Genomic DNA, 22,526 nt, shown 5'->3' with positions numbered 1-22,526 from the left:
CTGATTGTGAACCTGTTGCATAACTCTTTACCGTTTTTACTCTTCGCCTTTGTCGCCTCGATTACGCCAGGACCGACAAATATCCTGATCCTCGCCAGTAGCCAACGCTTTGGCGTTAAAGCGACGCTGCCCGCCGTGGTGGGCGCGTGTGTGGCGGCGAGTCTGATCGTTTTTATCTCGGGTGCGGGTGCCGGGGAGATCCTGCGGGATTATCCGCTGGTGCGTGAGGTGATGAGCTGGGCGGGCGCGCTGTGGCTAAGCTGGATGAGTTGGCAACTCTTTTCTGCTCCCGCCACAGATTTACAGGGCGACGCGCAGCGCCCCTTCAGCGGTCGGGCGGCGGCAATGTTGCAGTTGATCAACCCCAAAACCTGGATGATGGCGCTGGCAGTAGTGAGTCTGTTTGCCCCGCACAGCGGTCAACCGCTGCGCGAGGTGTCATTTCTGTCACTGTGGTTTTTACTGATCTCACTGATTTGCCTGAGTGCATGGACGTTGTTGGGCAAAGCGGCTAACCGGCTGTTTCGCACGGCGACATCCCTTATCTGGTTTCAGCGCGGGATGGCGCTCTGTTTGCTGGCTTCCGCCTGGGCGGGACTGTTTGGTGTTTAAGTCAGCGCGCCGCCCTGGCGACAGCGGGCAAAGCGCAAAATATCTTCTGCCAGCCGCTGAGCGGTATCGACATCGGCCTGGCTGCGGTTCACCAGCATCCGGCTCAGGCAGCCTTCCAGCACCAGTTCCATCTGCTTCGCCACCATAGCCGGATCGTCCACTTCCAGCCGGGTCAGCAATTCGTGCGTAAAGTCGTGGGCATCGCGTTTTTGCTGATCCGCCAGTTGATGGATGGGATGACCAGGATCGGGAAAGAAGCTGCAAGCGGCGATAAACAGACAGCCGGGATAGCGGTTATTACTGACGCATTCGGTCAGCGCACCGTAGCGTGCAAGGAGCTTCTGTTCACTGCTCAGTTCTTCATCCAACAAGAGCTGCCTGCGCCAGATATCCACCTTCTGGCTCAGATAGCGCAGGGCGTCATACAGCAGTGCTTCTTTATCCGGCCAGAAACGGCGGAACTCATCAATGGGGTAATCGATGCGTTCGGCGACCATCTCCAGCGTGGTGTCTGCAATCCCTTTTAATTCAAGCAACTGTAAAGTTTGGCTCAAAACGTCTTCGCGTTGCACGGTGATGTCCTCCGTTATGTGAAGCGTATTCCCCCCACCAAGTGTTGTTTACGGGGCTTGATTGCGCAAATGTGAGGTAAAGGCAGCAGCGTCCATAAATCCGGTTACTCTGGCCGCAGGCTGTTCTTGCCCTTGGGTATCAAAAAACAGGATCGTCGGCAGGCCGAGCACGTTCAGGTGCCGCAGCAGGGCCGTATCCTGGGCGTTATTCGCGGTGACATCCGCCTGCAATAAGAGCGTATTTTTTAGCGCTGCCTGTACCTGCGGATCGCTAAAGGTGTACTTCTCAAACTCTTTGCAGGCCACGCACCATTCGGCGTAGAGATCCAGCATCACAGGGCGGCCATTGGCTTGCGCCAGCGCCTGGTTCAGTTCATCCACGGTTTTCACTGTCTTAAACGCCAGCGCTGCATGCGCCTGTGCGGCTGGTACGCCGAAAACCCAATCTTGTAGCGGTCGGGCACATACCAGCGCCGCGCCGAGCAGCGCAATTTGCAGTACGCGCACAATTGAGCGTGTTGCGCTGAGGCTGGTGATAAACGCCCAGGTGAAAAAAGCGATGCCTAATAGCGCCCACAAGCGTAGTCCCCAGATATCGCCAAGCACGCGCTCCAGCAGGAACACGGGCAGAGCGAGGATCACAAAGCCGAAGGCGATTTTGACCTGCTCCATCCACGGCCCGCTTTTCGGCAGCAGCCGGTTACCGAACACGGTGACCAGTATCAGCGGCAGCCCCATACCCAGCGCATAGAGATAGAGCGTACCACCGCCGAGCCACAGGTTGCCGCTCTGGGCAATGTACAGCAGGATGGCACTCAGCGGCGCGGTGGTGCAGGGAGAGCAAATCAGCCCGGCAATCGCCCCCATGACGAACACGCCGCCCATCGATCCGCCTTTCTGATGGTTACTCCACAGCGCCAGACGGGTTTGCAGGGAGGCGGGAAGCTGCAGCGTAAACAGGCCAAACATGGAGAGCGCCAGCAGGCTAAACAGCACGGAGAGGCCGATCAGCACGTACGGATGCTGTAACGCGGCCTGGAACGACAACCCGGCGGCGGCAACCACCAATCCCAACGCGGTGTAAGTGAGCGCCATCCCCTGGACGTAGATGAATGCCAACAGTAATGCCCGTGGTGTGGCGAGACGTTGCTTGCCACCGAGCACGATGCCGGAAATCAGTGGATACATTGGCAATACGCAGGGCGTAAATGCAATGCCAATGCCGATCAGCAGTGCCCAGAGTGCGGAGAAGGGGAGTGTATTTCCCCTCACCCCGGCCCTCTCCCCCGAGGGGAGAGGGGGAACCGACGCTCCGGAGACGGCCGGGGGAACCGACGCTCCGGAGGCGTCAGGGGGAACCGACACTCCGGAGGCGTCAGGGGGAACCGACACTCCGGAGGCGTCAGGGGGAACAACCGTTCCGGAGGTAGCAGGGGGAACAGAAGTGGAGGTGTCGCGGGTGGTTGCCACCACATCCATCAGCGGCACGATTTTGGTTTCCGGCGGGTAGCAGAACCCGGCATCGGCGCAGCCCTGATAGGTGACGGTCAGCGTTGCGCCTTTCGCCGCCTGAGTCACCTTAAGCGGTACGCTCAGTTGCTGGCGGTAAATGTCTGTTTTGCCGTAAAACTCATCTTCGTGCCTCTCTCCTTCCGGTAGCGAAAGGGGGCCGATACTCGCCTGTGCAGGGGTAACGCGGATCTGCTGGCGATAAAGGTAGTAGCCTTTTTTCACCTGCCAGTTAAGGGTTAAATCATGCTGATGTTGCTGAAAATCAAAAACAAAGGCCTGATCGGCAGGCACAAAGTCAGAGCGGCCGGGCGCGTCAAACAATCCGGCAAAGGTGGATGTGCTGCACAGCAGCAGGATCAGCGTAAGGATGCGTTGAGCCATGAGAGGTAGTCGTAATCTCCGTGGGTAACGGGTAAGGCCAGTAATTCCGGGGTCTGATACGGGTGGTGCGATTTTATACAGGCGAAGAGATCTTCGAGATGGGCGGCGTCGGTTTTCAGCAATAGCTGAACTTCGTACTCTTGCTCCAGCTTGCCTTCCCAGTAATACAGTGACGTGGCGCCAGGTAAAATGGTGACACAGGCAGCGAGTTTATCCGCCAGCGTTTTTGCCGCCAGATCCTGAGCGGTGGCTTCATCCGGGGCGGTGCAGAGTACCACAAGGGCATCAGGAAGGGATGGCGTCAGGTTGTTGTCATCGTGCATAGAAACCTCCGCGTGATGTATCGAAAGGTCACTATACAGTGGCAGGGGTAATTTACCAACGAACGAGGAATGAAGAGGCGGCAGGTGCCTTTGCCCTGCCGCCGGTACATTACAGCATGATGCTGCCGAAGAGGAAACCAAAGCAGACGGAGAACACGACACCCATCGTGCCAGGGATAAAGAACGGATGGTTAAAGACAAAACGTCCGATGCGGGTTGTTCCGGTGTCATCCATCTGTACCGCCGCAACCAGTGTCGGATAGGTTGGCAGAATAAACAGACCTGAAACTGCCGCAAAAGAGGCGAGCGCGGTGAGCGGGGTAACGTTCAGCGCCAGCGCCATTGGCATCAGTGCTTTCGCCGTGGCGGCCTGAGAGTAAAGCAGCGCAGAAGCGAAGAAGAAGATTACCGCCAGCAGCCACGGATGTGCCTGGATAACAGTACCTGCGGTCTCTTTGATCCAGTCAATGTTGGCCGAAACAAAGGTATCGCCAAGCCATGCAACGCCGAGAATACAGATACAGGCGCTCATCCCTGCCTTGAAGGTGCTGGAGTTGAGGATGGTGCCAGTTTCAACTTTGCACATCAGGGTAATTAACGTCGCCACACTCAGCATAATAATCAGGATAGCGCTGGTGGTGTTCATCAACGGTTTTTCTACCAGCCCCATGCTCGGGCTGTTAAGAATAGCGTAAACGACGACGCCCACGACGCCCAGCAAGAACAGCCAGACGGAGGTTTTGGCACCCGGCAGGATGTTAATGGTTTTGCCGCCACGCAGCATAATCAGCCCTTCGGCGAGTCGCGCCTGATAGACCGGATCATCTGAGAGCTTCGAGTTAAACAAGATGGAAACTAAAAAAGACATCAGCAGCACTGCCAGCAAGGTGGAAGGGATAACCACCCCCAACATATGCAGATAGCTGATTCCCTTTCCTTCCATCAGCGAGGACATATACACCACTGCTGCCGAGATGGGCGAGGCTGTGATAGCTATCTGCGCCGATACGACCGCGGTTGATAAGGGGCGGCAGGGCTTGATGCCTTGCTCTTTCGCCACTTCAGCAATAACCGGCAGCGTTGCCAGCGAGATATTACCTGTTCCGGCGAAGATCGTCAGGAAATAGGTGACGATCGGCGCAAGAATAGTGATGTATTTCGGGTTCCGGCGCAGTAATTTTTCCGTCTGGTTAACCAGGTAATCCAGACCCCCTGCCACCTGCATGGCGGAAATCGCGGCGATAACCGCCATGATAATAGAGATAACATCAAAAGGAATATTCCCCGGTTTTATACCAATAGCAGCAAGCACCAGTACACCAAGACCACCAGCATAACCTATGCCTATGCCCCCTAATCTGGCCCCCAGAAAGATAGCCAGAAGAACAATGATAAGTTCGACGAGTATCATAAGACTGTTTCCTTATTGTCAGTTAACCTGTTGATAAGTAATTGTTATGGATTGGTAACCGCACAACAAAAAAGGCACGCCATCCGGGCGTGCCTTTTGTCTGTTTAGCCGTAGGGGTTACTGTTCGCTTTCATCGGTATAACGTTTCGCTTTGTAGGCCGGGTGCATCAGGTTCTGCGCCGAGAAGATGTCGTCCAGTTCGGCTTCAGTCAGCAAGCCGCGCTCCAGCACCACTTCCCGTACGCTCTTGCCCGTTTCGGCGCAAATCTTGCCGACGATATCGCCGTTGTGATGGCCGATAAACGGGTTGAGATAGGTGACGATGCCGATGGAGTTGTACACATAGCCTTCGCACACTTCTTTGTTGGCAGTAATGCCGTTAATGCATTTTTCCAGCAGGTTGTAGCAGGCATTGGTCAGGATATGAATCGACTCAAACATCGCCTGGCCGATCACCGGTTCCATCACGTTGAGCTGTAACTGACCCGCTTCAGAGGCCATGGTGACGGTGATATCGTTGCCGATAACTTTAAAGCACACCTGGTTCACCACTTCCGGCACTACCGGGTTCACTTTGGCTGGCATGATGGAAGAGCCCGCCTGCAACTCCGGCAGGTTGATCTCATTCAGCCCGGCGCGTGGGCCGGAAGAGAGCAGACGCAGGTCATTACAGATTTTGGAGAGCTTGACGGCCAGACGTTTCAGCGAGCTGTGTACCATCACATAGGCGCCGCAGTCAGACGTTGCTTCAATCAGGTCTTCCGCAGGTACAACCGGCAGGTTACTGACTTCCGCCAGTTTCTGCACCGCCAGTTGCTGGTAGCCATCCGGCGTGTTGAGGCGGGTACCGATGGCGGTCGCACCGAGGTTCACTTCCAGCAGCAGTTCGGATGTCCGCAGCAGGTTTTTGGTTTCTTCATTCAGCAGCACGTTGAAGGCATGGAACTCCTGACCGAGTGTCATCGGAACGGCGTCCTGCAACTGTGTGCGACCCATTTTCAGGATGTCCTGGAACTCAACGGCTTTACTCTCGAAGCCTTCGCCCAGTTGTTTAATGGCATCGACCAGTTTGACGATAGAGGCATAGACCGCAATACGGAAGCCGGTCGGGTAGGCGTCGTTGGTGGACTGGCATTTGTTCACGTGATCATTCGGGTTCAGGAACTGGTATTCGCCTTTCTGGTGGCCCATCAGCTCCAGGCCAATGTTGGCCAGTACCTCGTTGGTGTTCATGTTCACGGAGGTTCCTGCACCGCCCTGATAGACGTCTACCGGAAACTGATCCATGCATTTGCCGTTGTTCAGGATCTCATCACATGCGGCAACGATAGTGTTCGCGATACTTTTAGGGATGGTTTGCAGCTCTTTGTTCGCCAGCGCTGCCGCTTTTTTCACCATTACCATGCCACGCACAAACTCAGGTATGTCGCTGATTTTGCTGTTGCTAATGTAAAAGTTTTCAATCGCTCTCAGAGTATGCACGCCGTAGTAGGCATCCGCCGGCACTTCCCTGGTACCTAACAAATCTTCTTCGATACGAATGTTGTTTAACATGTGAACCTTCTTTTTCAAGCTACGAATGAATACACCAAACACACAGTATTAATGTGGTTATGTGTCTTTTCCGACCGACGATTATCCCCATAATCGGCCCGATACCCGGAATGATATGCTGATGATAGCGAAATGCCGTAATCTTGATCACTTATTATATTCGCCGTTGCATCATAATTATTAATATGTGAAATGAGTCACCGCTTCGTGACAAAGAGGACATTTTCATCCAGCGGGAAATTGAATTTTTCGTATTCGTCACCATCTCAGTAACCATGCGATTCGCAAACTCATTCAGACAGCCGCCACAGGGCGTCTGTCCGTCGACAGGAGAAGCCAGTGCGCTGGATACCGTTTATTGCCTTTTTTTTATACGTTTATATTGAGATTTCGATTTTTATTCAGGTCGCGCATGTCTTTGGCGTTCTGATGACGCTGATTCTGGTGATCTTTACCTCAGTGATCGGCATGTCGCTGGTGCGTAATCAGGGCTTCAAGAACTTTATGCTGATGCAGGAGAAAATGGCGGCAGGTGAAAGCCCGGCGGCTGAGATGATCAAAAGCGTGTCGCTGATTATCGCGGGTCTGTTGCTGGTACTGCCGGGGTTCTTTACCGATTTTCTCGGCCTGTTGCTTCTGTTGCCACCGGTGCAAAAACACCTGACGCTGAAACTGATGCCGCATTTGCGTTTTTCCCGTATGCCTGGTGGAGGTTTTGGGGCGGGGAGTGGCGGAGGAGAGACCTTCGAAGGGGAATACCAGCGCAAAGACGATCAGCGCGATCGCCTGGATAACAAAGACGACCGCTAAACAGGATGCCCGGCGACGCCGGGCTTGTTTTATGAGTGAACGGAGGGGGAGGCTGAGATCCGACGTTTGGGTAAAAAGAACCATAGCGCGGCAAGCATGAATATCGCATAGAGACTTTTCCAGCCGGGAACCACCAGCAACAGCAGACACAGCACGCTACCCACGATCGCCAGCGCTTTGTAGCGCCCCTTCAGCAACCGGCAGCCCGCGAGCATACACAGCAAATAGATAGTGATAAAAATCCCGTTCGCGTAGATGATCAGCGTATCGAGATTAATGCTGAATGCATAAATCGCGAGGGTGCAGACGATACAGCAGAGAATCACTGCGCTTAACGCATGTTGCGGTATCTGCCGCCCGGAGAGTCGCGCCAGCGCGCTATCCGGTTTGTACATTGCCTGTGACCACACCAGGCGGGCGAAGCTCTGAATGTAAATATTCAGGCTGGCAAAGCAGGCCAGATAACCAATGGTGCAGGCGATCCACAACGCTTGCTTGCCGAACAGTTCGACCACAATTACCGGTAATGACGCCGCCGCGCCCTGATCGCGCCAGAGGTCAAAGTGCAGCACTACCACGGTACAGCCCCAGTACACTGAACCTGCCAATAGCAGACCTATCATTAATGCACGGGGAAAATCGCGCTCCGGGTTTTTGAACTCTGAGGCCAGATGGGCGAAAGCCTCCAGCCCAACAAAGCACCAGAACATGACCGCCAGCGATGAGGACATCTCCGACAGCGATACCTGCGGTAGCGGCGGGAAGGGAATATCAGCGAAGTGAATACCGCCGCGCCACCAGATAGCGACAATCAGCGCAACAATCAGTAACGCAATGATCGATTGCAGATTGGCGCTGGAGCCAGCGCCGCGCGTGCCTAAAAACCAAATCAGCGCCAGCGTGCCTAACTCTGTCATCAGCAACTGCGATCCTTGCCAGCCAAACATGCCCTGCCAGAAACCGACGGCAATATGCAACGCGGCCGGTAACCCGACCGGGATCACTGAGAGGAACAGCCAACCCGTTACCCGCTCCAGACGTGGGCCAAACGCCATGCCGACAAAGTGTGCGACCCCGCCTGCGCTGGGAAAGTGGCGACCCAGCACGGCAAAAACAATCGCCACCGGAAATACCAGCGCTATTAGCAACGGCCATGCCCACAAACTACTGTTACCCGCAGCCACGGCGGCTAACGCCGGTACGGCAAAAACGCCAGTGCCAAGTAAGGAGGTGGAAAGCAACCCGATACCCTGGGCCAGCCCCAGTTCTTGTTTTAATCCGCCCATTGCCCCTGCATCACCCTCTGTCTGACTGACTTCAAGAAAAGGGATGTTATCACAATCGGTTTTTCTTATGGCTGGACCAGCGGTGCTGCTATTTTCCGCACTTATGCGCATTGATGCACTTTCGTAAATTTTTTTTGCTCTTCCCCCTTGAAGGGGGAAAAATCGACCCCCATCTCTCAGGTCACCAGCCGGAGAACCCTGTGCGGACCGGCGTCATCCATAACTGATAAAGACTTTCTCAAAGGAGAGCTATCAATGAGTATTCGTCCGTTACATGATCGTGTGATCGTCAAACGTAAAGAAGTTGAATCAAAATCCGCTGGCGGCATCGTTCTGACCGGTTCTGCAGCAGGCAAATCAACGCGTGGCGAAATCATCGCTGTCGGTAAGGGTCGCATCCTGGAAAACGGTACTGTGCAACCGCTGGACGTTAAAGTGGGCGATATCGTGATTTTCAACGATGGCTACGGTGTTAAAGCCGAGAAAATCGACAACGAAGAAGTGCTGATCATGTCCGAAAGTGACATTCTGGCAATTGTTGAAGCGTAATTTCACTCGCGAAACTGAACGAATTTAAGGAAAGAGAAAATGGCAGCTAAAGACGTAAAATTCGGTAACGACGCCCGTGTAAAAATGCTGCGCGGCGTAAACGTTCTGGCAGATGCAGTGAAAGTTACCCTCGGCCCGAAAGGCCGTAACGTGGTTCTGGATAAATCTTTCGGTGCACCGACCATCACTAAAGATGGCGTTTCTGTAGCACGTGAAATCGAACTGGAAGACAAGTTCGAAAACATGGGCGCACAGATGGTGAAAGAAGTGGCCTCCAAAGCGAACGACGCTGCAGGCGACGGCACCACCACTGCGACCGTACTGGCGCAGTCCATCATCACTGAAGGCCTGAAGGCTGTTGCTGCGGGTATGAACCCGATGGATCTGAAACGTGGTATCGACAAAGCTGTCGCTGCCGCGGTTGAAGAACTGAAAGCGCTGTCCGTACCGTGCTCTGACTCCAAAGCCATTGCTCAGGTTGGCACCATCTCCGCGAACTCCGATGAAACCGTCGGTAAACTGATCGCGGAAGCAATGGACAAAGTGGGTAAAGAAGGCGTGATCACCGTTGAAGACGGCACCGGTCTGCAGGACGAACTGGACGTGGTTGAAGGTATGCAGTTTGACCGCGGTTACCTGTCTCCTTACTTCATCAACAAGCCGGAAACTGGCGCTGTAGAACTGGAAAGCCCGTTCATCCTGCTGGCTGATAAAAAAGTTTCCAACATCCGTGAAATGCTGCCGGTTCTGGAAGCCGTTGCGAAAGCAGGCAAACCGCTGGTTATCATCGCTGAAGATGTTGAAGGCGAAGCGCTGGCTACCCTGGTGGTTAACACCATGCGTGGTATCGTGAAAGTGGCTGCGGTTAAAGCGCCTGGCTTCGGCGATCGTCGTAAAGCTATGCTGCAGGACATCGCAACCCTGACCGGTGGTACCGTAATTTCTGAAGAAATCGGTATGGAACTGGAAAAAGCAACCCTGGAAGACCTGGGTCAGGCTAAACGTGTTGTGATCAACAAAGACACCACCACTATTATCGATGGCGTGGGTGAAGAAACTGCAATCCAGGGCCGCGTCACTCAGATCCGTCAGCAGATCGAAGAAGCAACCTCTGATTACGACCGTGAAAAACTGCAGGAGCGCGTAGCGAAACTGGCAGGCGGCGTTGCGGTTATCAAAGTCGGTGCAGCGACCGAAGTTGAAATGAAAGAGAAAAAAGCCCGCGTTGAAGATGCCCTGCACGCGACCCGTGCTGCGGTAGAAGAAGGCGTGGTTGCTGGTGGTGGCGTTGCGCTGATCCGCGTAGCAAGCAAAATCGCTGACCTGAAAGGCCAGAACGAAGACCAGAACGTGGGTATCAAAGTTGCGCTGCGCGCAATGGAAGCTCCGCTGCGTCAGATCGTGCTGAACTGCGGTGAAGAGCCGTCTGTTGTGGCTAACACTGTGAAAGGCGGTGACGGTAACTACGGTTACAACGCAGCGACCGAAGAGTACGGCAACATGATCGACATGGGTATCCTGGATCCGACTAAAGTGACCCGTTCTGCTCTGCAGTACGCGGCATCTGTAGCCGGTCTGATGATCACCACCGAGTGCATGGTGACTGACCTGCCGAAAAGCGATGCACCGGATTTAGGTGCTGCTGGTGGTATGGGCGGCATGGGCGGTATGGGCGGCATGATGTAATTGCTGCCGGGCACATGCGCAGGGTTTACCCTGTCGTGAGTTCAACAAAAAAGAGCGGGCTTATCCCCGCTCTTTTTTTATCTTTCATTTCCACAGAAATGCCATCTGCTATGGGCTGCATTAATCACGGAGACGCTGAGCTGTCTCAGGATGCAGAGCTATTCGGTCAATAACCACCGTCCGGAGTGGGGTCATTAATGGTCAGGGCAAAAGTCAATGTCGAGCTAGCGGATGGCAGAGCCTAAACGTGCACTGTGGAGAGCACATTCGGTGCACCGTCGGACCTGTTCTGGCATTGTTTTATATCAATGTCGATCAGAATGGCGATGCTGCAATACAGCCTGTGAACAAAATCGTTCCTGGTTCGACATTCAATGACGACGGAGGTTAATCCTCATATAACTCCGTCGCTTGCGGTGGGGGTTCCCGCATTATTTTTCCTGATTTGTGCGGCCTGCGATGACGGCGTTTTTCTTTTGGTCATCTTTTTAGTATAAGGTTTACACACGGGCGACATGCGTCCAGCTCATTGATTATGGGGAATAACATGTACGTAAAATATTTAGCAGGGATCGTTGGTGCCGCGATACTGTTGGCCGGATGCAGCAGTAGCAACGATTTGAGCGCTGCCGGGCAGAGCGTTCGCTTTGTTGAAGAGAAACCTGGGGCACAGTGCCAGTATCTTGGCACCGCAACTGGCAAACAGAGTAACTGGCTTTCCGGGCAACACGGTGAAGAAGGGGGGTCTATGCGCGGTGCGGCAAATGCACTACGCAATCAGGCTGCAGCCATGGGTGGCAACGTACTTTATAGCGTAAACAGTCCAACTCAAGGCTTTCTGTCCAGTTTTGTTCCGACCGCCAGTGAAATGAGCGGCCAGGTTTATAAATGCCCGAATTGATCTTATTTATTTGCTCCCGTCAGCGATGACGGGAGTTAATCATCTTAGTCGTTTCTTTGTTATTTTATTTATGATTTAAAAATTCATTTCTATTATATTTTCAAGTCATTGATAAATTCCCTGAATATAAATTATCACGAAACATTGACCTGCGTCGTTATATTATCCTCTTTATGCTTTTTTATAGATTAAAGCGTAAAGCATTATCGCTGCGTGCCGATAGTCCCGACAGGATTCATTGCAAGATGAATTTTGCGGCGTGTTATTTTAATTATGATGGCGTTGGGAGCTTGTCATGAATATTACAAAGCGATTGTTGCTTGCGTTTTCGTTACTAATTGCCAGTCTGATTGGTACGAACCTTATTGCTATGATGTCGTTATCAGAAATAGGAAGCTCACAAAAGATCTTCCAGGAAAATACATTACCCAGTCTCGATGAGATAAATGCTGAGATGCTGAAAGTGACGAGTGTCCGCGCTCAGCTCTTTTTGCATGCCTTGACGGATGATGCAACAGAAATGGCGGAAATAAAACAGAATGCGTTGAAAATTTTCGACGAACTATACAGTATGCATCAGCATTATACGCAGAAGCTTACTGTGGATCAGAAAGATCTTGATCAGTCTAAAAAAACACTTGCCGATCTGGATAAATTCCGTGTGGTTATGGACAGTTATTTTAAATTATCCGAAGCGAATGATCGCTTGGCGGCGTCGAATGCCATGCGTAGTGGTGGTATTGTAGCGGATAATATTACCATCCTGATTAAGGACTTTTCCGATCAGGTCGCTTATAACACTTGGTTAGTCGATGAGGCGCAAAACAAGAGTGATAGCTTAATTTCTCGTTCGATGGTGTTATCTATTTCTGCAACGTTGGCTGCGACAATATTATTGGGCCTGTTTGGTTTAATAACGGTGCTGAATATTCGACGCCGCCTGAATGAAATGAAAGATGGCATGGTGAGTATTAGTGAAAAATTGGATCTCAGTTATACCATTCCTGTCGGGCGTATGGACGAAATTGGCCAGGCCGCCAATGCGTTTAATCAGCTGATAGGGCGCATGGCGGAATCTCTGAAGATGGTGCGTTCTGCTTCCTCTTCCGTCAATATCGCAGCCAATGAGATTGCATTAGGCAACAACGAGCTTTCCGCTCGCACGGAACAGCAATCGGCAGCGGTTGTTGAAACCGCCGCCAGCATGGAGGAGCTCAACTCCACGGTGAAACAAAATGCGAGCAATGCGCATCAGGCCAGCCAACTTTCTATCGCTGCATCTCAGGCAGCAACGCAGGGGGGCGAGGTGGTAAGCGCAACGGTTAATCGTATGAAAGACATTATCGGAAGTTCGAATAAAATTTCCGAAATAACGTCGGTGATCAACGGCATTGCTTTCCAGACCAATATCCTGGCGCTTAACGCCGCGGTAGAGGCTGCAAGAGCCGGGGATCAGGGGAGAGGGTTTGCTGTTGTCGCGGGAGAAGTCCGCTCACTGGCTCAGCGTAGTGCACAAGCGGCAAAAGAGATCGAAACTTTGATCAATGAGTCTGTTAACTACGTTGAAGACGGAGCCCGGCAGGTTGATCTGGCTGGCGAAGCCATGAGCGGGATTGTGCATTCTGTTATGCAAGTAAAAGATCTGATGCAGGAAATTGCCGCAGCGTCAGATGAGCAGGACCGTGGGATTACGCAAATCGCTCAGGCAATGTCAGAGCTGGATACCACAACCCAACAGAACGCATCTTTAGTTCAGGAATCTTCTGCTGCCGCAGCCAGTCTTGAAGACCAGGCGACGAAGCTACAGCAACTGGTTGACGTTTTCCGTCTGCCGGGGCAAAACGTTGTACATAAACCTGCGCCAGCCGTTAAGCATACTCAGATGAACCCAACCGTCGTCAGTGAAGATGATGGCTGGGAAAAATTCTAAGCGGTAGCGTGAGTTTGCTCCTGTCAGACTCGCAGATTTTCACGGCTATGCTCTGTCTCGTGGCATAGCCGTGTTTTTTAGCTCTGACGTAAGAGCAGGTCTAACGGGGTCTTACTTGGTTCACCGCCAATTTCACGGGCCAGTTTCGGTACCAGATAGCCTGAAATCTGCTTCAGCAAGTCGCGCATGATATTTCGCGCTTCCTCATCGCTCACCATAAAATGCGCCGCGCCCTGGACTTTATCCAGCACGTGCAGGTAATAAGGCATGACCCCCGCGTCGAACAGCGCATTACTCAGGTCTGCTAGCGTTTGCGCATTATCATTCACCCCTCGCAGCAACACACTTTGGTTCAGTAGCGTTACGCCAGCCTGACGCAGCCTGGACATCGCCGCACGGAAATCATCATCTATTTCTCTGGCGTGGTTAATATGATTAACCAGCAGGACCTGCAATGAAGAGTGCGCGAAACGGGCAACCAGCGTGTCGGTGATACGCGCCGGGATCACGATTGGTAAGCGGCTATGGATGCGCAAGCGCTTGATATGGGGGATCGCTTCCAACTGCTCAATCAACCAGTCCAGTTCATGATCTTTCGCCATCAGCGGATCGCCGCCAGAGAAAATAATCTCATCCAGTTCTGTATGCGTGGCGATATAGTCCAGCGCGCCTTGCCAGTTGCGTTTGTTGCCCTGGTTATCGGCGTAGGGGAAGTGACGGCGGAAGCAGTAACGGCAATTTACGGCGCAACCGCCTTTTACCAACAACAGGGCGCGGTTACGGTATTTGTGCAGTAATCCCGGGACCACACTGTGTTGTTCTTCCAGTGGATCGGCGCTGAACCCTGGCGCTGCAATAAACTCTTCTGCAGAGGTAAGTACCTGACGCAACAGAGGATCGTTCGGGTTGCCTTTCTCCATTCTTGCCACAAAAGCGCGTGGTACGCGCAGGGGAAAAAGGCGTTTTGCTTCGCGTCCGGCCAGCAGTTGCGCATCCGGGTCTACATTTAAAATACGTAACAGTTCATCGGGATCGGTTATTACATCGGCAAGTTGCAATAACCAATCTTCTCTGGAAGGGGTTTTTAGGGTTACAATGTGTGCCATTTTTTTGGCTAAGCTACCAGTTAACAATTTCAGAGGGCCTTATGGCGACTTACTATAGCAACGATTTTCGTGCCGGTCTTAAAATCATGTTGGACGGCGAACCGTACGCGGTTGAAGCCAGCGAATTCGTGAAACCGGGGAAAGGCCAGGCTTTCGCACGCGTTAAACTGCGTCGTTTGCTGACCGGTACCCGTGTAGAGAAAACCTTCAAGTCTACCGACTCAGCTGAAGGTGCGGACGTTGTCGATATGAACCTGACTTACCTGTACAACGACGGTGAGTTCTGGCACTTCATGAACAATGAAACTTTCGAGCAACTCTCTGCTGACAAAAAAGCCATCGGCGACAGCGAAAAATGGTTGCTGGATCAGGCAGAATGCATCGTGACCCTGTGGAACGGTCAGCCGATCTCCGTGACTCCGCCGAACTTTGTTGAACTGGAAATCATTGAAACCGATCCGGGTCTGAAAGGTGATACTGCAGGCACTGGCGGTAAACCGGCTACCCTGAGCACTGGCGCAGTGGTTAAAGTTCCGCTGTTCGTGCAGATCGGTGAAGTGATTAAAGTGGATACCCGCTCTGGCGAATACGTATCTCGCGTGAAATAATCCTCACGACTTCGGCGTAGCGTCGTGCTACGCCGCTGAATTTCTCAGGGCCGGGATGATGAAACGTTTTGCGAAATTTCTCTCACTGATACTTCTTGGTTGTGCTCTTCTGTCTGGCTGCAATACCGCGCGCGGCGTCGGTGAAGATATCCAGAGTCTCGGTCATGTTATCTCCCGCGCGGCCAACTAAAACTTCACATCTTCTTAAAAATGCCTCTGTTCCGGTCACGTTCCGGAATCTTGTCTATGCTTAAGTGGCTAACAATATTGGTCACAAAAGGAAGATATTATGGTTAAGAAGACGATTGCTGCGATCTTTTCTGTACTGCTCCTTTCCTCCGCTCTGACGGCTTGTAACACCACGCGAGGTGTCGGTCAGGATATTTCTGAGGGTGGTAGCGCGATCTCTGGCGCGGCAACCAAAGCACAGCAGTAACCTCTATCGGTACGACGTCCGTCGTACCGTTAATTTGAATTTTCTGGCAGCGACAGGAACGGTGTAAATCGATTCCCCATGCCCAGTTTCATTCTGATATTGCGCTTATAGGTGTATACGGTTTTGCCGTTGATACTCAGCTTGGCGGCAATGGTCTGATTACTTCTGCCTTCCATCCACAGCGTTAACACTTTCTCTTCCTGCTTTGTCAGTAAGGGCGTGGCAACATGCGGCACTGCGCGCACCGGGCGAGCGAGTACAAGTGTATCAATGACTTGTGCTAACTTATCCAGCGGTTCTGTTTTCAGCAATTTTGTTTTAACCATAAATTGCGCATAGATTTCTGAGAGTTGCGCATCTTCGCCGGATTCCAGCAGCATCACCTGATTAGCGTCGCCGCAGGCAGAAAAAAGCGAGGCAAGTTGTTGACTATGATGAATTTCGTTCTTAAAACCATGAAGGTCAGCGATCACTAAATCTGGCTGCCATTGCACAATATGTTCTCTCGCCAGCATCAAATTGTGCAGTGCGGTCACGAGGAATGATGCGGTGAACAAATCATTTTGATTGAGCCAGGATTCCATCCCTGAACGGGTGAAGTAACAACGGTCAATCACGAGAATCTTGAACATATTTTTCTTCGCAGTCAGGAGGTGGCGCACAACTTCCTGTATTCAGGAAAGCGATTCATCATAGGGTGTATATCTGCTGAATAAATGCCTGAATTCCGCTGAGAACAGTGGCTATTTCTTGCTTTTACCTCCTAAAATTAAGTAAGCACAAAAATGTTGAAATAATAATCTGGAATAGTCAGAATCTGACCCTCTTCAATCGCCTGACGGGACGACCCGCCAGTGTGCATGTTCAACGGGGACGGCCCCGCACCGGAGCCAATAATGTCCTGGTTTATTCTTCTTGTTGCAGGTCTTCTGGAAGTGGTTTGGGCCATCGGCCTGAAATACACGTATGGATTCACACGCTTAACTCCCAGCATTGTCACCGTCACAGCGATGGTCGCCAGTATTGTGCTGCTCTCATGGGCAATGAAAACGCTGCCAGTTGGTACAGCCTATGCTATCTGGACCGGAATAGGTGCCGTCGGTGCGGCGATTGCCGGCATCGTATTGCTTGGCGAATCTGCCAGTCTGGCGCGCGTTTTCAGTTTGTGTCTGATCGTGGCGGGGATCGTTGGTCTGAAACTCAGCGCTCATTAAGGCACATGTTTAATCCAGAGTAATTTTTCTACGGCGAAACCCTGTCGCGACGCGATCTCCAGCATTTGCTGTTTAACCTTTGCGGGGAGGAATGGTGTGCGCGACAGGATCCACAGGTAGTCACGATCCGGCCCGCAGACCAGCGCATAGCGGTAATTATCATCCAGCGCGATAACATTGTAGCCGCCGTAGAAGGGGCCGAAGAAAGAGACTTTCAGCGCCGCAGTGCGTGGATTGCCGGTGAAATACGCCTCGCCCATTGATTGCTGCCACATGCCGCGATCCGGGTTATAGCCACGGTTTATGACGTTTAAGCCACCATCATCGCGCAGGCTGTACGTGGTGGTGACTTGCTCCAGACCGCTCTCGAAGCGGTGATCAAAACGGGCAATTTCGTACCATTTCCCCAGGTAGCGTTGCACATCAAAATTTTGAACAACCTTAACGCCCTCGGGAGGTGTGGGGGAACTACAGGCAGAGAGTAAAAACGCGGCTACAACAGCGAGGAGAAAACGCATAAGATTTTCCTTCCAGCATTTTCTTTCAGGTATAGACGCTGGGGGAAAATTTGCTCTCCTGCTTGCGCAGGAGAGCGACTGGCATCAAATAAAAATCACGCCGATCAAGGTGACCACGGTCAGAATGGCAGCAAGGCCGTAGAATACCCATTTACCGCTTGGTACGTGGATTTTTAAGTCATGCATCATATGGTGGATACGGTGCAAACCGCACCACACTGGCAATACAATCATTAAAAAGATAAAGGCGCGACCAACAAAGCTTTGCGCAAACGCCAGGACGCGCTCATAGCTCAGTGCTTCTGTGGGGTAGAGCCCCAGCGGCAGCAACACCCCCACCAGCAGGATAATCACCGGAGCAACAATCGCGCTCCACATACCGCCTGCGCCAAACAAGCCCCAGAATACGGGTTCGTCGGAACGTTTTGGATTCGGGTTAATCACCTTGGCCTCCTTACCAGAACAGTGCGACAAACAGGATCACGACAGTGACCACCGCTGTAACCGCCCAGAGCGTTTTAAGAACCGGCTCTGGCCCCATTTTTTCATCTTTCACGATGATGATCGTCGCTTTCGGCGCCAGCTCAAACCAGGTTTTCGTGTGCAGCAATGCAGCCGCCAGCGAAATCAGGTTAAGAACTACCACAATTGGGTTTTGCAGGAAGCCTACAAAACCGGTCCAGCTTTCCGGGCCATGTTTAAGGGCAAAGAGCCCGTAAATGAGCACAATGCTGAACCAGACTGCTGGCACTGCCGTTCCTTCACGCAGCATATAGAAGCGATAAAACGGCAGTTGTTTCCACCAGCTTGCGGGTACGGGACGAACCCAGGCTTTGCGTTTAGTCGTCATAATGCACTCCTTAGCGTGGTTTCAGAGTGGCGATAAGAAAGTCTTTCGAACTTTCCACCTTGCTCTGCTGAATAGCGGCAGCGGGATCGACATGCTTCGGACAAACTTCCGAGCAATAGCCGACAAAAGTGCAGCTCCACACGCCGTTCTGGCTGTTCAGTTGCCCCATACGCTCTGCTTTACCCTTATCGCGGTTGTCCAGATTGTAGCGATGCGCCAGCGTGATCGCCGCCGGGCCGATGAACTCAGGGTTCAGGCCAAACTGAGGACACGCGGCGTAGCACAAACCACAGTTGATGCAGCCAGAGAACTGGTGATATTTCGCCATTTGCGCCGGTGTCTGTTTCCCCGGACCCTGATCGGGCGTACGCGTATTGCCGATGACATAAGGCTTAATGGCTTCGAGGCTCTCGATAAAGTGGGTCATGTCGACCACCAGATCGCGCTCGATTGGGAAGTTCGCCAGCGCTTCCACCTTCATCCCTTTCTCGTAGTCGCGCAGGAAGGTCTTACAGGCCAGTTTGGGCACCTTGTTGACCATCATCCCGCATGAGCCGCAAATCGCCATACGGCACGACCAGCGATAGCTCAGGTCAGGCGCAAGGTTGTCTTTGATATAGCTCAGCGCGTCGAGCAGCGAGGTTGCTTCGTCGTAAGGCACATCGTAGAAGGCGCTGTGCGGTGCGTTGTCCACTTCCGGGTTATAGCGCACGATTTCGACTTTTAGATTTTTCATCTCAGCCATTGTTCGTCTCCTTCTTCTCGGTCGTTTCCGCCTCTGCGCCGTAAACACGTTTTGCTGGTGGCAGCGTGGTGATTTTCACGTCGCTGTATTCCAGCCGTGTTGCGCCGTCAGCGTCACGGAAGGCAAGAGTATGCTTGAGGAAGTTGACGTCATCGCGTTCGGTACAGCCTTCATCCAGACGTTGATGGGCACCGCGGGACTCTTTACGCGCCAGTGCGGAGTGCGCCATACATTCCGCCACGTTCAGACCGTGACCCAGTTCAATGGTGTAGAGCACATCCGTGTTGAAGACGCTGGAGGTATCGGTGATACGCACGCGTTTAAAGCGTTCCTGCAGCTCCGCCAGTTTATCCACGGTTTTCTGCATCAGCTCCGGCGTACGGTAGATACCGCAGCCTTCTTCCATGGATTCGCCCATTTCATCGCGGATTTTCGCCCAGCTTTCGTTACCCTGCTGGTTAACCAGCGCTTTCAGACGCTGTTCGACATCCGCCGCCTGCGCATTCAGCGCATCGTCATTTGCACGGCTTGCGGTAGCAGAACGTTCCATTGCGCGTTCACCGGCCAGGCGACCAAAGACCACCAGTTCCGCCAGTGAGTTCGAACCAAGGCGGTTGGCGCCGTGCAGGCCGACAGAAGAACACTCGCCCACCGCAAACAGCCCGGTGATACGGGATTCGCAGTTCTGGTCGGTTTCGATGCCGCCCATGGTGTAGTGTGCTGTTGGACGCACAGGAATCGGCTCTTTGATCGGATCGACCCCGACATAGGCTTTCGCCAGCTCGCAGATAAACGGCAGACGTTCCTTGATCTTTTTCTCGCCAAGATGACGCAGGTCGAGGTGCACCACATCGCCGCGCGGCGTGGAGATAGTGTTGCCTTTGCGCCATTCATGCCAGAAGGCTTGCGACACTTTATCGCGCGGGCCCAGCTCCATATATTTGTTTTTCGGTTCGCCCAACGGCGTTTCCGGCCCCATGCCGTAATCCTGCAAATAGCGGTAGCCGTTTTTGTTGACGAGGATCCCGCCTTCACCGCGGCAGCCTTCCGTCATCAGAATGCCGGAACCGGGCAGACCGGTCGGGTGATACTGCACAAATTCCATATCACGCAGCGGTACACCGTGCGCCAGCGCCATGCCCATACCGTCGCCGGTGACAATGCCGCCATTGGTGTTGTAACGGTATACGCGGCCCGCACCGCCCGTTGCCATTACCACGGCATTCGCACGGATTTGCACCAGGGTGCCTTCCATCATGTTCATCGCTACCAGGCCGCGAGCATGGTTGTCGTCGACCAGAATATCCAGCACAAAGTGTTCGTCGAAGCGTTGGATTTGCGGAAACTGAAGGGAGGTTTGAAACAGCGTATGCAACATGTGGAAGCCGGTTTTATCGGCCGCGAACCAGGTGCGTTCGATCTTCATCCCGCCGAAGCGGCGCACGTTGACCGAACCGTCGGGACGGCGACTCCACGGACAACCCCATTGTTCAAGTTGGGTCATCTCTGTCGGGCAATGGTGCACAAAATAGTCGACGACATCCTGTTCGCAAAGCCAGTCACCGCCAGCAACGGTATCGTGGAAATGGTACTCGAAGCTGTCATGATCCTGGGCGACGGCGGCAGAGCCGCCTTCTGCAGCAACCGTATGGCTGCGCATGGGATAGACTTTTGAAATCAGTGCGATTTTAGCGTTAGGGTTGGCTTGCGCCGCAGCGATCGCGGTGCGTAATCCTGCTCCGCCTGCGCCAATCACAGCGATATCGGCTTGAAAGGTTTGCACGACATTCCTCCAGATTATTGTTGTTCCGCAACGATAAGCCTGAAGCGCTTGAGGTAGTTGCGGAAATGTTCCACTGCTCCTTTTTGGGTAAGCGCAGTATAACCGTAGGGATGGAAAGGAAATTTGATGTGTTCGATTTTTTTGCCGTTCTTTAGTGTGATGCATCATCGATATTGACAGATATCACCACATAAACGCCCCTCATTATTTATAGACGACATAAGTGAAAATTTTTTGTGCAAAATTTGTCTCTGCGGATCGATGCGGGTAGACTTCGTGCCCTTGTCTGAATTCGGAGAAAGCACCATGAGCGAGACGGCAACCTGGCAGCCGAGCGCATCCATCCCTAATCTATTGAAACGAGCAGCAATTATGGCTGAGATCCGGCGTTTCTTCGTCGATCGCGGCGTGCTCGAGGTGGAAACGCCCTGTATGAGCCAGGCAACGGTAACAGACATTCATCTGTTTCCGTTTGAAACCCGTTTTGTCGGACCGGGCCACTCTCAGGGGCTGAATCTCTATCTGATGACCAGCCCGGAATACCATATGAAGCGCTTGCTGGCTGCGGGTTGCGGGCCGGTATTCCAGTTGTGCAGAAGCTTTCGTAACGAAGAAATGGGGCGTCATCACAACCCGGAATTCACCATGCTTGAGTGGTATCGTCCGCATTACGATATGTACCGCTTAATGAATGAAGTGGATGATTTATTGCAGCAGGTGCTGGAGTGCCAGGCTGCGGAATCGATCTCTTATCAACAGGCGTTCCAGCGTTATCTGGACGTGGATCCACTCTCTGCCGATAAAACCCAACTGCGCGAAGTGGCGGCAAAGCTTGACCTGAGCAATATTGCTGACACGGAAGAAGACCGCGATACGCTGCTGCAACTGCTGTTTACAATGGGCGTGGAGCCGCAGATCGGTAAAGATCGTCCGACATTTGTTTACCACTTCCCGGCAAGTCAGGCTGCACTGGCGCAGATCAGTACCGAAGATCACCGCGTTGCTGAGCGTTTCGAGGTGTACTTCAAGGGAATTGAGCTGGCGAATGGTTTCCATGAACTCACCGACGCACGCGAGCAGCAGCAGCGTTTCGAGCAGGATAACCGCAAACGTGCGGCGCGTGGTCTGCCGCAGCAGCCGGTGGATGTGAATCTGCTGGAAGCACTGAAGGCGGGCCTGCCAGACTGTTCCGGCGTAGCGCTGGGCGTTGATCGTCTGGTAATGCTGGCGTTGCAGGCAGAAAGCCTGGCGGATGTTATTGCTTTTACCGTCGACCGGGCGTAACTGCTTTTTCGGGCCAGGGTTGAGAGATGCCTGTGTTCCCCTTGGCTTGCATTTATTCCCTTTAACATGGCGCTGAAAAGAGTGATATTCAGTGCTGGCTTCGATGGCGAGTGTTTCGGGGAATGAGGTGAGCAGAAAAGGGTGGATAGCTGGCTTAATCTGGTTCTGTTTCAGTATTGTCCTGATCCTGCTCTTATCCGTTCAGGATAAAGAGTGGCTTATTGACGGGAAAAATATAAAAAACATATGTGATTTAAAGGCATATGTCGAAAGTGAGGATATCCGTGATGCCGGGATAGCCATTACGATCCCACTGTTTTTTCCGTTTGTTTATCTGTTAGTTTGGAAAAAACAGCATCATGGGTTCCTGTACCTGACTCTCTTCTCCATTTTTGCTTTCTGGTTGTGGCGTTTTTGCTTGCGTTATCAGTTTTGCCTGTAACCACCAGTCATCA

General features: G+C 52.7%; 25 protein-coding genes. 12 read left to right on the top strand and 13 right to left on the bottom strand.

Features of this window, described 5'->3' with window-relative positions; translation table 11 throughout:
• Positions 1-6 precede the first annotated feature (6 nt).
• Positions 7-612: a LysE family translocator gene (locus ABGA49_RS11100; RefSeq protein WP_347665556.1), complete on the top strand. Its 606-nt coding sequence runs from the start codon at positions 7-9 to the stop codon at positions 610-612.
• On the opposite strand, the gene ABGA49_RS11095 is transcribed toward ABGA49_RS11100, so the two are convergent.
• The 5 genes from ABGA49_RS11095 to aspA all read right to left on the bottom strand — a co-directional run bounded on the left by ABGA49_RS11095 (position 609) and on the right by aspA (position 6,365).
• The gene (locus ABGA49_RS11095; protein WP_061498566.1) at positions 609-1,184 is read right to left on the bottom strand and encodes a transcriptional regulator; all 576 of its coding nucleotides are present in this window, start codon (positions 1,182-1,184) and stop codon (positions 609-611) included. The genes ABGA49_RS11100 and ABGA49_RS11095 overlap by 4 nt on opposite strands.
• Positions 1,185-1,232: 48 nt before the next feature.
• A complete protein-coding gene (dsbD, locus tag ABGA49_RS11090; protein WP_347665555.1) occupies positions 1,233-3,077 on the bottom strand; it encodes a protein-disulfide reductase DsbD in 1,845 nt (614 codons plus the stop codon).
• Positions 3,053-3,400 (bottom strand): divalent cation tolerance protein CutA, encoded by a 348-nt coding sequence (gene cutA, locus ABGA49_RS11085; RefSeq protein WP_061498559.1) that lies wholly within the window; start codon positions 3,398-3,400, stop codon positions 3,053-3,055. The genes dsbD and cutA overlap by 25 nt, the downstream gene beginning before the upstream one ends.
• A gap of 109 nt (positions 3,401-3,509) precedes the next feature.
• Positions 3,510-4,811: an anaerobic C4-dicarboxylate transporter gene (locus ABGA49_RS11080; protein WP_061498556.1), complete on the bottom strand. Its 1,302-nt coding sequence runs from the start codon at positions 4,809-4,811 to the stop codon at positions 3,510-3,512.
• Positions 4,812-4,928: 117 nt separating this feature from the next.
• Positions 4,929-6,365 (bottom strand): aspartate ammonia-lyase, encoded by a 1,437-nt coding sequence (gene aspA, locus ABGA49_RS11075; RefSeq protein ID WP_061498553.1) that lies wholly within the window; start codon positions 6,363-6,365, stop codon positions 4,929-4,931.
• Positions 6,366-6,704: 339 nt separating this feature from the next.
• Between aspA and ABGA49_RS11070 the strand changes: the two genes are divergently transcribed.
• Positions 6,705-7,175: an FxsA family protein gene (locus ABGA49_RS11070; RefSeq protein WP_061498548.1), complete on the top strand. Its 471-nt coding sequence runs from the start codon at positions 6,705-6,707 to the stop codon at positions 7,173-7,175.
• Positions 7,176-7,204: 29 nt separating this feature from the next.
• On the opposite strand, the gene yjeH is transcribed toward ABGA49_RS11070, so the two are convergent.
• On the bottom strand, positions 7,205-8,461 hold the full coding sequence (yjeH, locus tag ABGA49_RS11065) for an L-methionine/branched-chain amino acid transporter (protein WP_061498545.1): 1,257 nt from the start codon (positions 8,459-8,461) through the stop codon (positions 7,205-7,207).
• Between the two features lie 255 nt (positions 8,462-8,716).
• Here yjeH and ABGA49_RS11060 point away from each other — a divergent pair, with 255 nt between their 5' ends.
• The 4 genes from ABGA49_RS11060 to ABGA49_RS11045 all read left to right on the top strand — a co-directional run bounded on the left by ABGA49_RS11060 (position 8,717) and on the right by ABGA49_RS11045 (position 13,527).
• Positions 8,717-9,010, top strand: coding sequence for a co-chaperone GroES (locus ABGA49_RS11060; RefSeq protein ID WP_007372708.1), 294 nt, complete (start codon positions 8,717-8,719; stop codon positions 9,008-9,010).
• Between the two features lie 39 nt (positions 9,011-9,049).
• The gene (groL, locus tag ABGA49_RS11055; RefSeq protein WP_061498543.1) at positions 9,050-10,696 is read left to right on the top strand and encodes a chaperonin GroEL; all 1,647 of its coding nucleotides are present in this window, start codon (positions 9,050-9,052) and stop codon (positions 10,694-10,696) included.
• A 547-nt stretch (positions 10,697-11,243) separates the two neighbouring features.
• Positions 11,244-11,597: a DUF4156 domain-containing protein gene (locus ABGA49_RS11050; RefSeq protein ID WP_061498540.1), complete on the top strand. Its 354-nt coding sequence runs from the start codon at positions 11,244-11,246 to the stop codon at positions 11,595-11,597.
• Between the two features lie 295 nt (positions 11,598-11,892).
• Entirely contained in the window at positions 11,893-13,527 is a 1,635-nt protein-coding gene (locus ABGA49_RS11045) for a methyl-accepting chemotaxis protein (protein ID WP_061498538.1), read from the top strand.
• A gap of 77 nt (positions 13,528-13,604) precedes the next feature.
• On the opposite strand, the gene epmB is transcribed toward ABGA49_RS11045, so the two are convergent.
• The gene (gene epmB / locus ABGA49_RS11040) at positions 13,605-14,633 is read right to left on the bottom strand and encodes an EF-P beta-lysylation protein EpmB (RefSeq protein ID WP_061498535.1); all 1,029 of its coding nucleotides are present in this window, start codon (positions 14,631-14,633) and stop codon (positions 13,605-13,607) included.
• Positions 14,634-14,674: 41 nt separating this feature from the next.
• Between epmB and efp the strand changes: the two genes are divergently transcribed.
• The 3 genes from efp (at position 14,675) to ecnB (ending at position 15,677) form a co-directional block, all read left to right on the top strand.
• Complete coding sequence (efp, locus tag ABGA49_RS11035) at positions 14,675-15,241, top strand: elongation factor P (RefSeq protein WP_061498532.1); 567 nt, start codon at positions 14,675-14,677, stop codon at positions 15,239-15,241.
• A 58-nt stretch (positions 15,242-15,299) separates the two neighbouring features.
• A complete protein-coding gene (locus ABGA49_RS11030) occupies positions 15,300-15,431 on the top strand; it encodes an entericidin A/B family lipoprotein (RefSeq protein WP_061498529.1) in 132 nt (43 codons plus the stop codon).
• Positions 15,432-15,530: 99 nt separating this feature from the next.
• The gene (ecnB, locus tag ABGA49_RS11025; RefSeq protein ID WP_061498526.1) at positions 15,531-15,677 is read left to right on the top strand and encodes a lipoprotein toxin entericidin B; all 147 of its coding nucleotides are present in this window, start codon (positions 15,531-15,533) and stop codon (positions 15,675-15,677) included.
• Between the two features lie 29 nt (positions 15,678-15,706).
• Here the strand turns inward: ecnB and ABGA49_RS11020 are convergent, their stop codons facing one another.
• Positions 15,707-16,309, bottom strand: a complete 603-nt coding sequence (locus tag ABGA49_RS11020) for a LuxR C-terminal-related transcriptional regulator (protein WP_088237258.1) — start codon at positions 16,307-16,309, stop codon at positions 15,707-15,709.
• A 264-nt stretch (positions 16,310-16,573) separates the two neighbouring features.
• Here ABGA49_RS11020 and sugE point away from each other — a divergent pair, with 264 nt between their 5' ends.
• On the top strand, positions 16,574-16,891 hold the full coding sequence (gene sugE / locus ABGA49_RS11015) for a quaternary ammonium compound efflux SMR transporter SugE (RefSeq protein ID WP_347665554.1): 318 nt from the start codon (positions 16,574-16,576) through the stop codon (positions 16,889-16,891).
• Here the strand turns inward: sugE and ABGA49_RS11010 are convergent.
• The 5 genes from ABGA49_RS11010 to frdA all read right to left on the bottom strand — a co-directional run bounded on the left by ABGA49_RS11010 (position 16,888) and on the right by frdA (position 20,787).
• A complete protein-coding gene (locus ABGA49_RS11010) occupies positions 16,888-17,409 on the bottom strand; it encodes a lipocalin family protein (RefSeq protein ID WP_347665553.1) in 522 nt (173 codons plus the stop codon). The genes sugE and ABGA49_RS11010 overlap by 4 nt on opposite strands.
• 84 nt (positions 17,410-17,493) lie before the next feature.
• Complete coding sequence (frdD, locus tag ABGA49_RS11005) at positions 17,494-17,853, bottom strand: fumarate reductase subunit FrdD (protein WP_061498516.1); 360 nt, start codon at positions 17,851-17,853, stop codon at positions 17,494-17,496.
• A 10-nt stretch (positions 17,854-17,863) separates the two neighbouring features.
• Complete coding sequence (gene frdC, locus ABGA49_RS11000; RefSeq protein WP_061498513.1) at positions 17,864-18,259, bottom strand: fumarate reductase subunit FrdC; 396 nt, start codon at positions 18,257-18,259, stop codon at positions 17,864-17,866.
• A 10-nt stretch (positions 18,260-18,269) separates the two neighbouring features.
• Positions 18,270-19,004 carry a succinate dehydrogenase/fumarate reductase iron-sulfur subunit gene (locus ABGA49_RS10995; RefSeq protein WP_061498510.1) on the bottom strand — a complete coding sequence of 245 codons (735 nt, stop codon included), beginning with the start codon at positions 19,002-19,004 and terminating at the stop codon, positions 18,270-18,272.
• The gene (frdA, locus tag ABGA49_RS10990; protein ID WP_061498508.1) at positions 18,997-20,787 is read right to left on the bottom strand and encodes a fumarate reductase (quinol) flavoprotein subunit; all 1,791 of its coding nucleotides are present in this window, start codon (positions 20,785-20,787) and stop codon (positions 18,997-18,999) included. The genes ABGA49_RS10995 and frdA overlap by 8 nt, the downstream gene beginning before the upstream one ends.
• 306 nt (positions 20,788-21,093) lie before the next feature.
• Here frdA and epmA point away from each other — a divergent pair, with 306 nt between their 5' ends.
• Both epmA and ABGA49_RS10980 read left to right on the top strand, forming a co-directional pair.
• Positions 21,094-22,071: an elongation factor P--(R)-beta-lysine ligase gene (gene epmA, locus ABGA49_RS10985; RefSeq protein ID WP_061498506.1), complete on the top strand. Its 978-nt coding sequence runs from the start codon at positions 21,094-21,096 to the stop codon at positions 22,069-22,071.
• Between the two features lie 103 nt (positions 22,072-22,174).
• Positions 22,175-22,513: a YjeO family protein gene (locus ABGA49_RS10980; protein ID WP_347665590.1), complete on the top strand. Its 339-nt coding sequence runs from the start codon at positions 22,175-22,177 to the stop codon at positions 22,511-22,513.
• Positions 22,514-22,526 lie beyond the last annotated feature (13 nt).

This window comes from Kosakonia sp. WA-90 (assembly GCF_039871955.1).
Taxonomy (GTDB): Bacteria; Pseudomonadota; Gammaproteobacteria; order Enterobacterales; family Enterobacteriaceae; genus Kosakonia; species Kosakonia oryzendophytica.
This window is presented reverse-complemented; position numbering and strand designations above follow the sequence as displayed.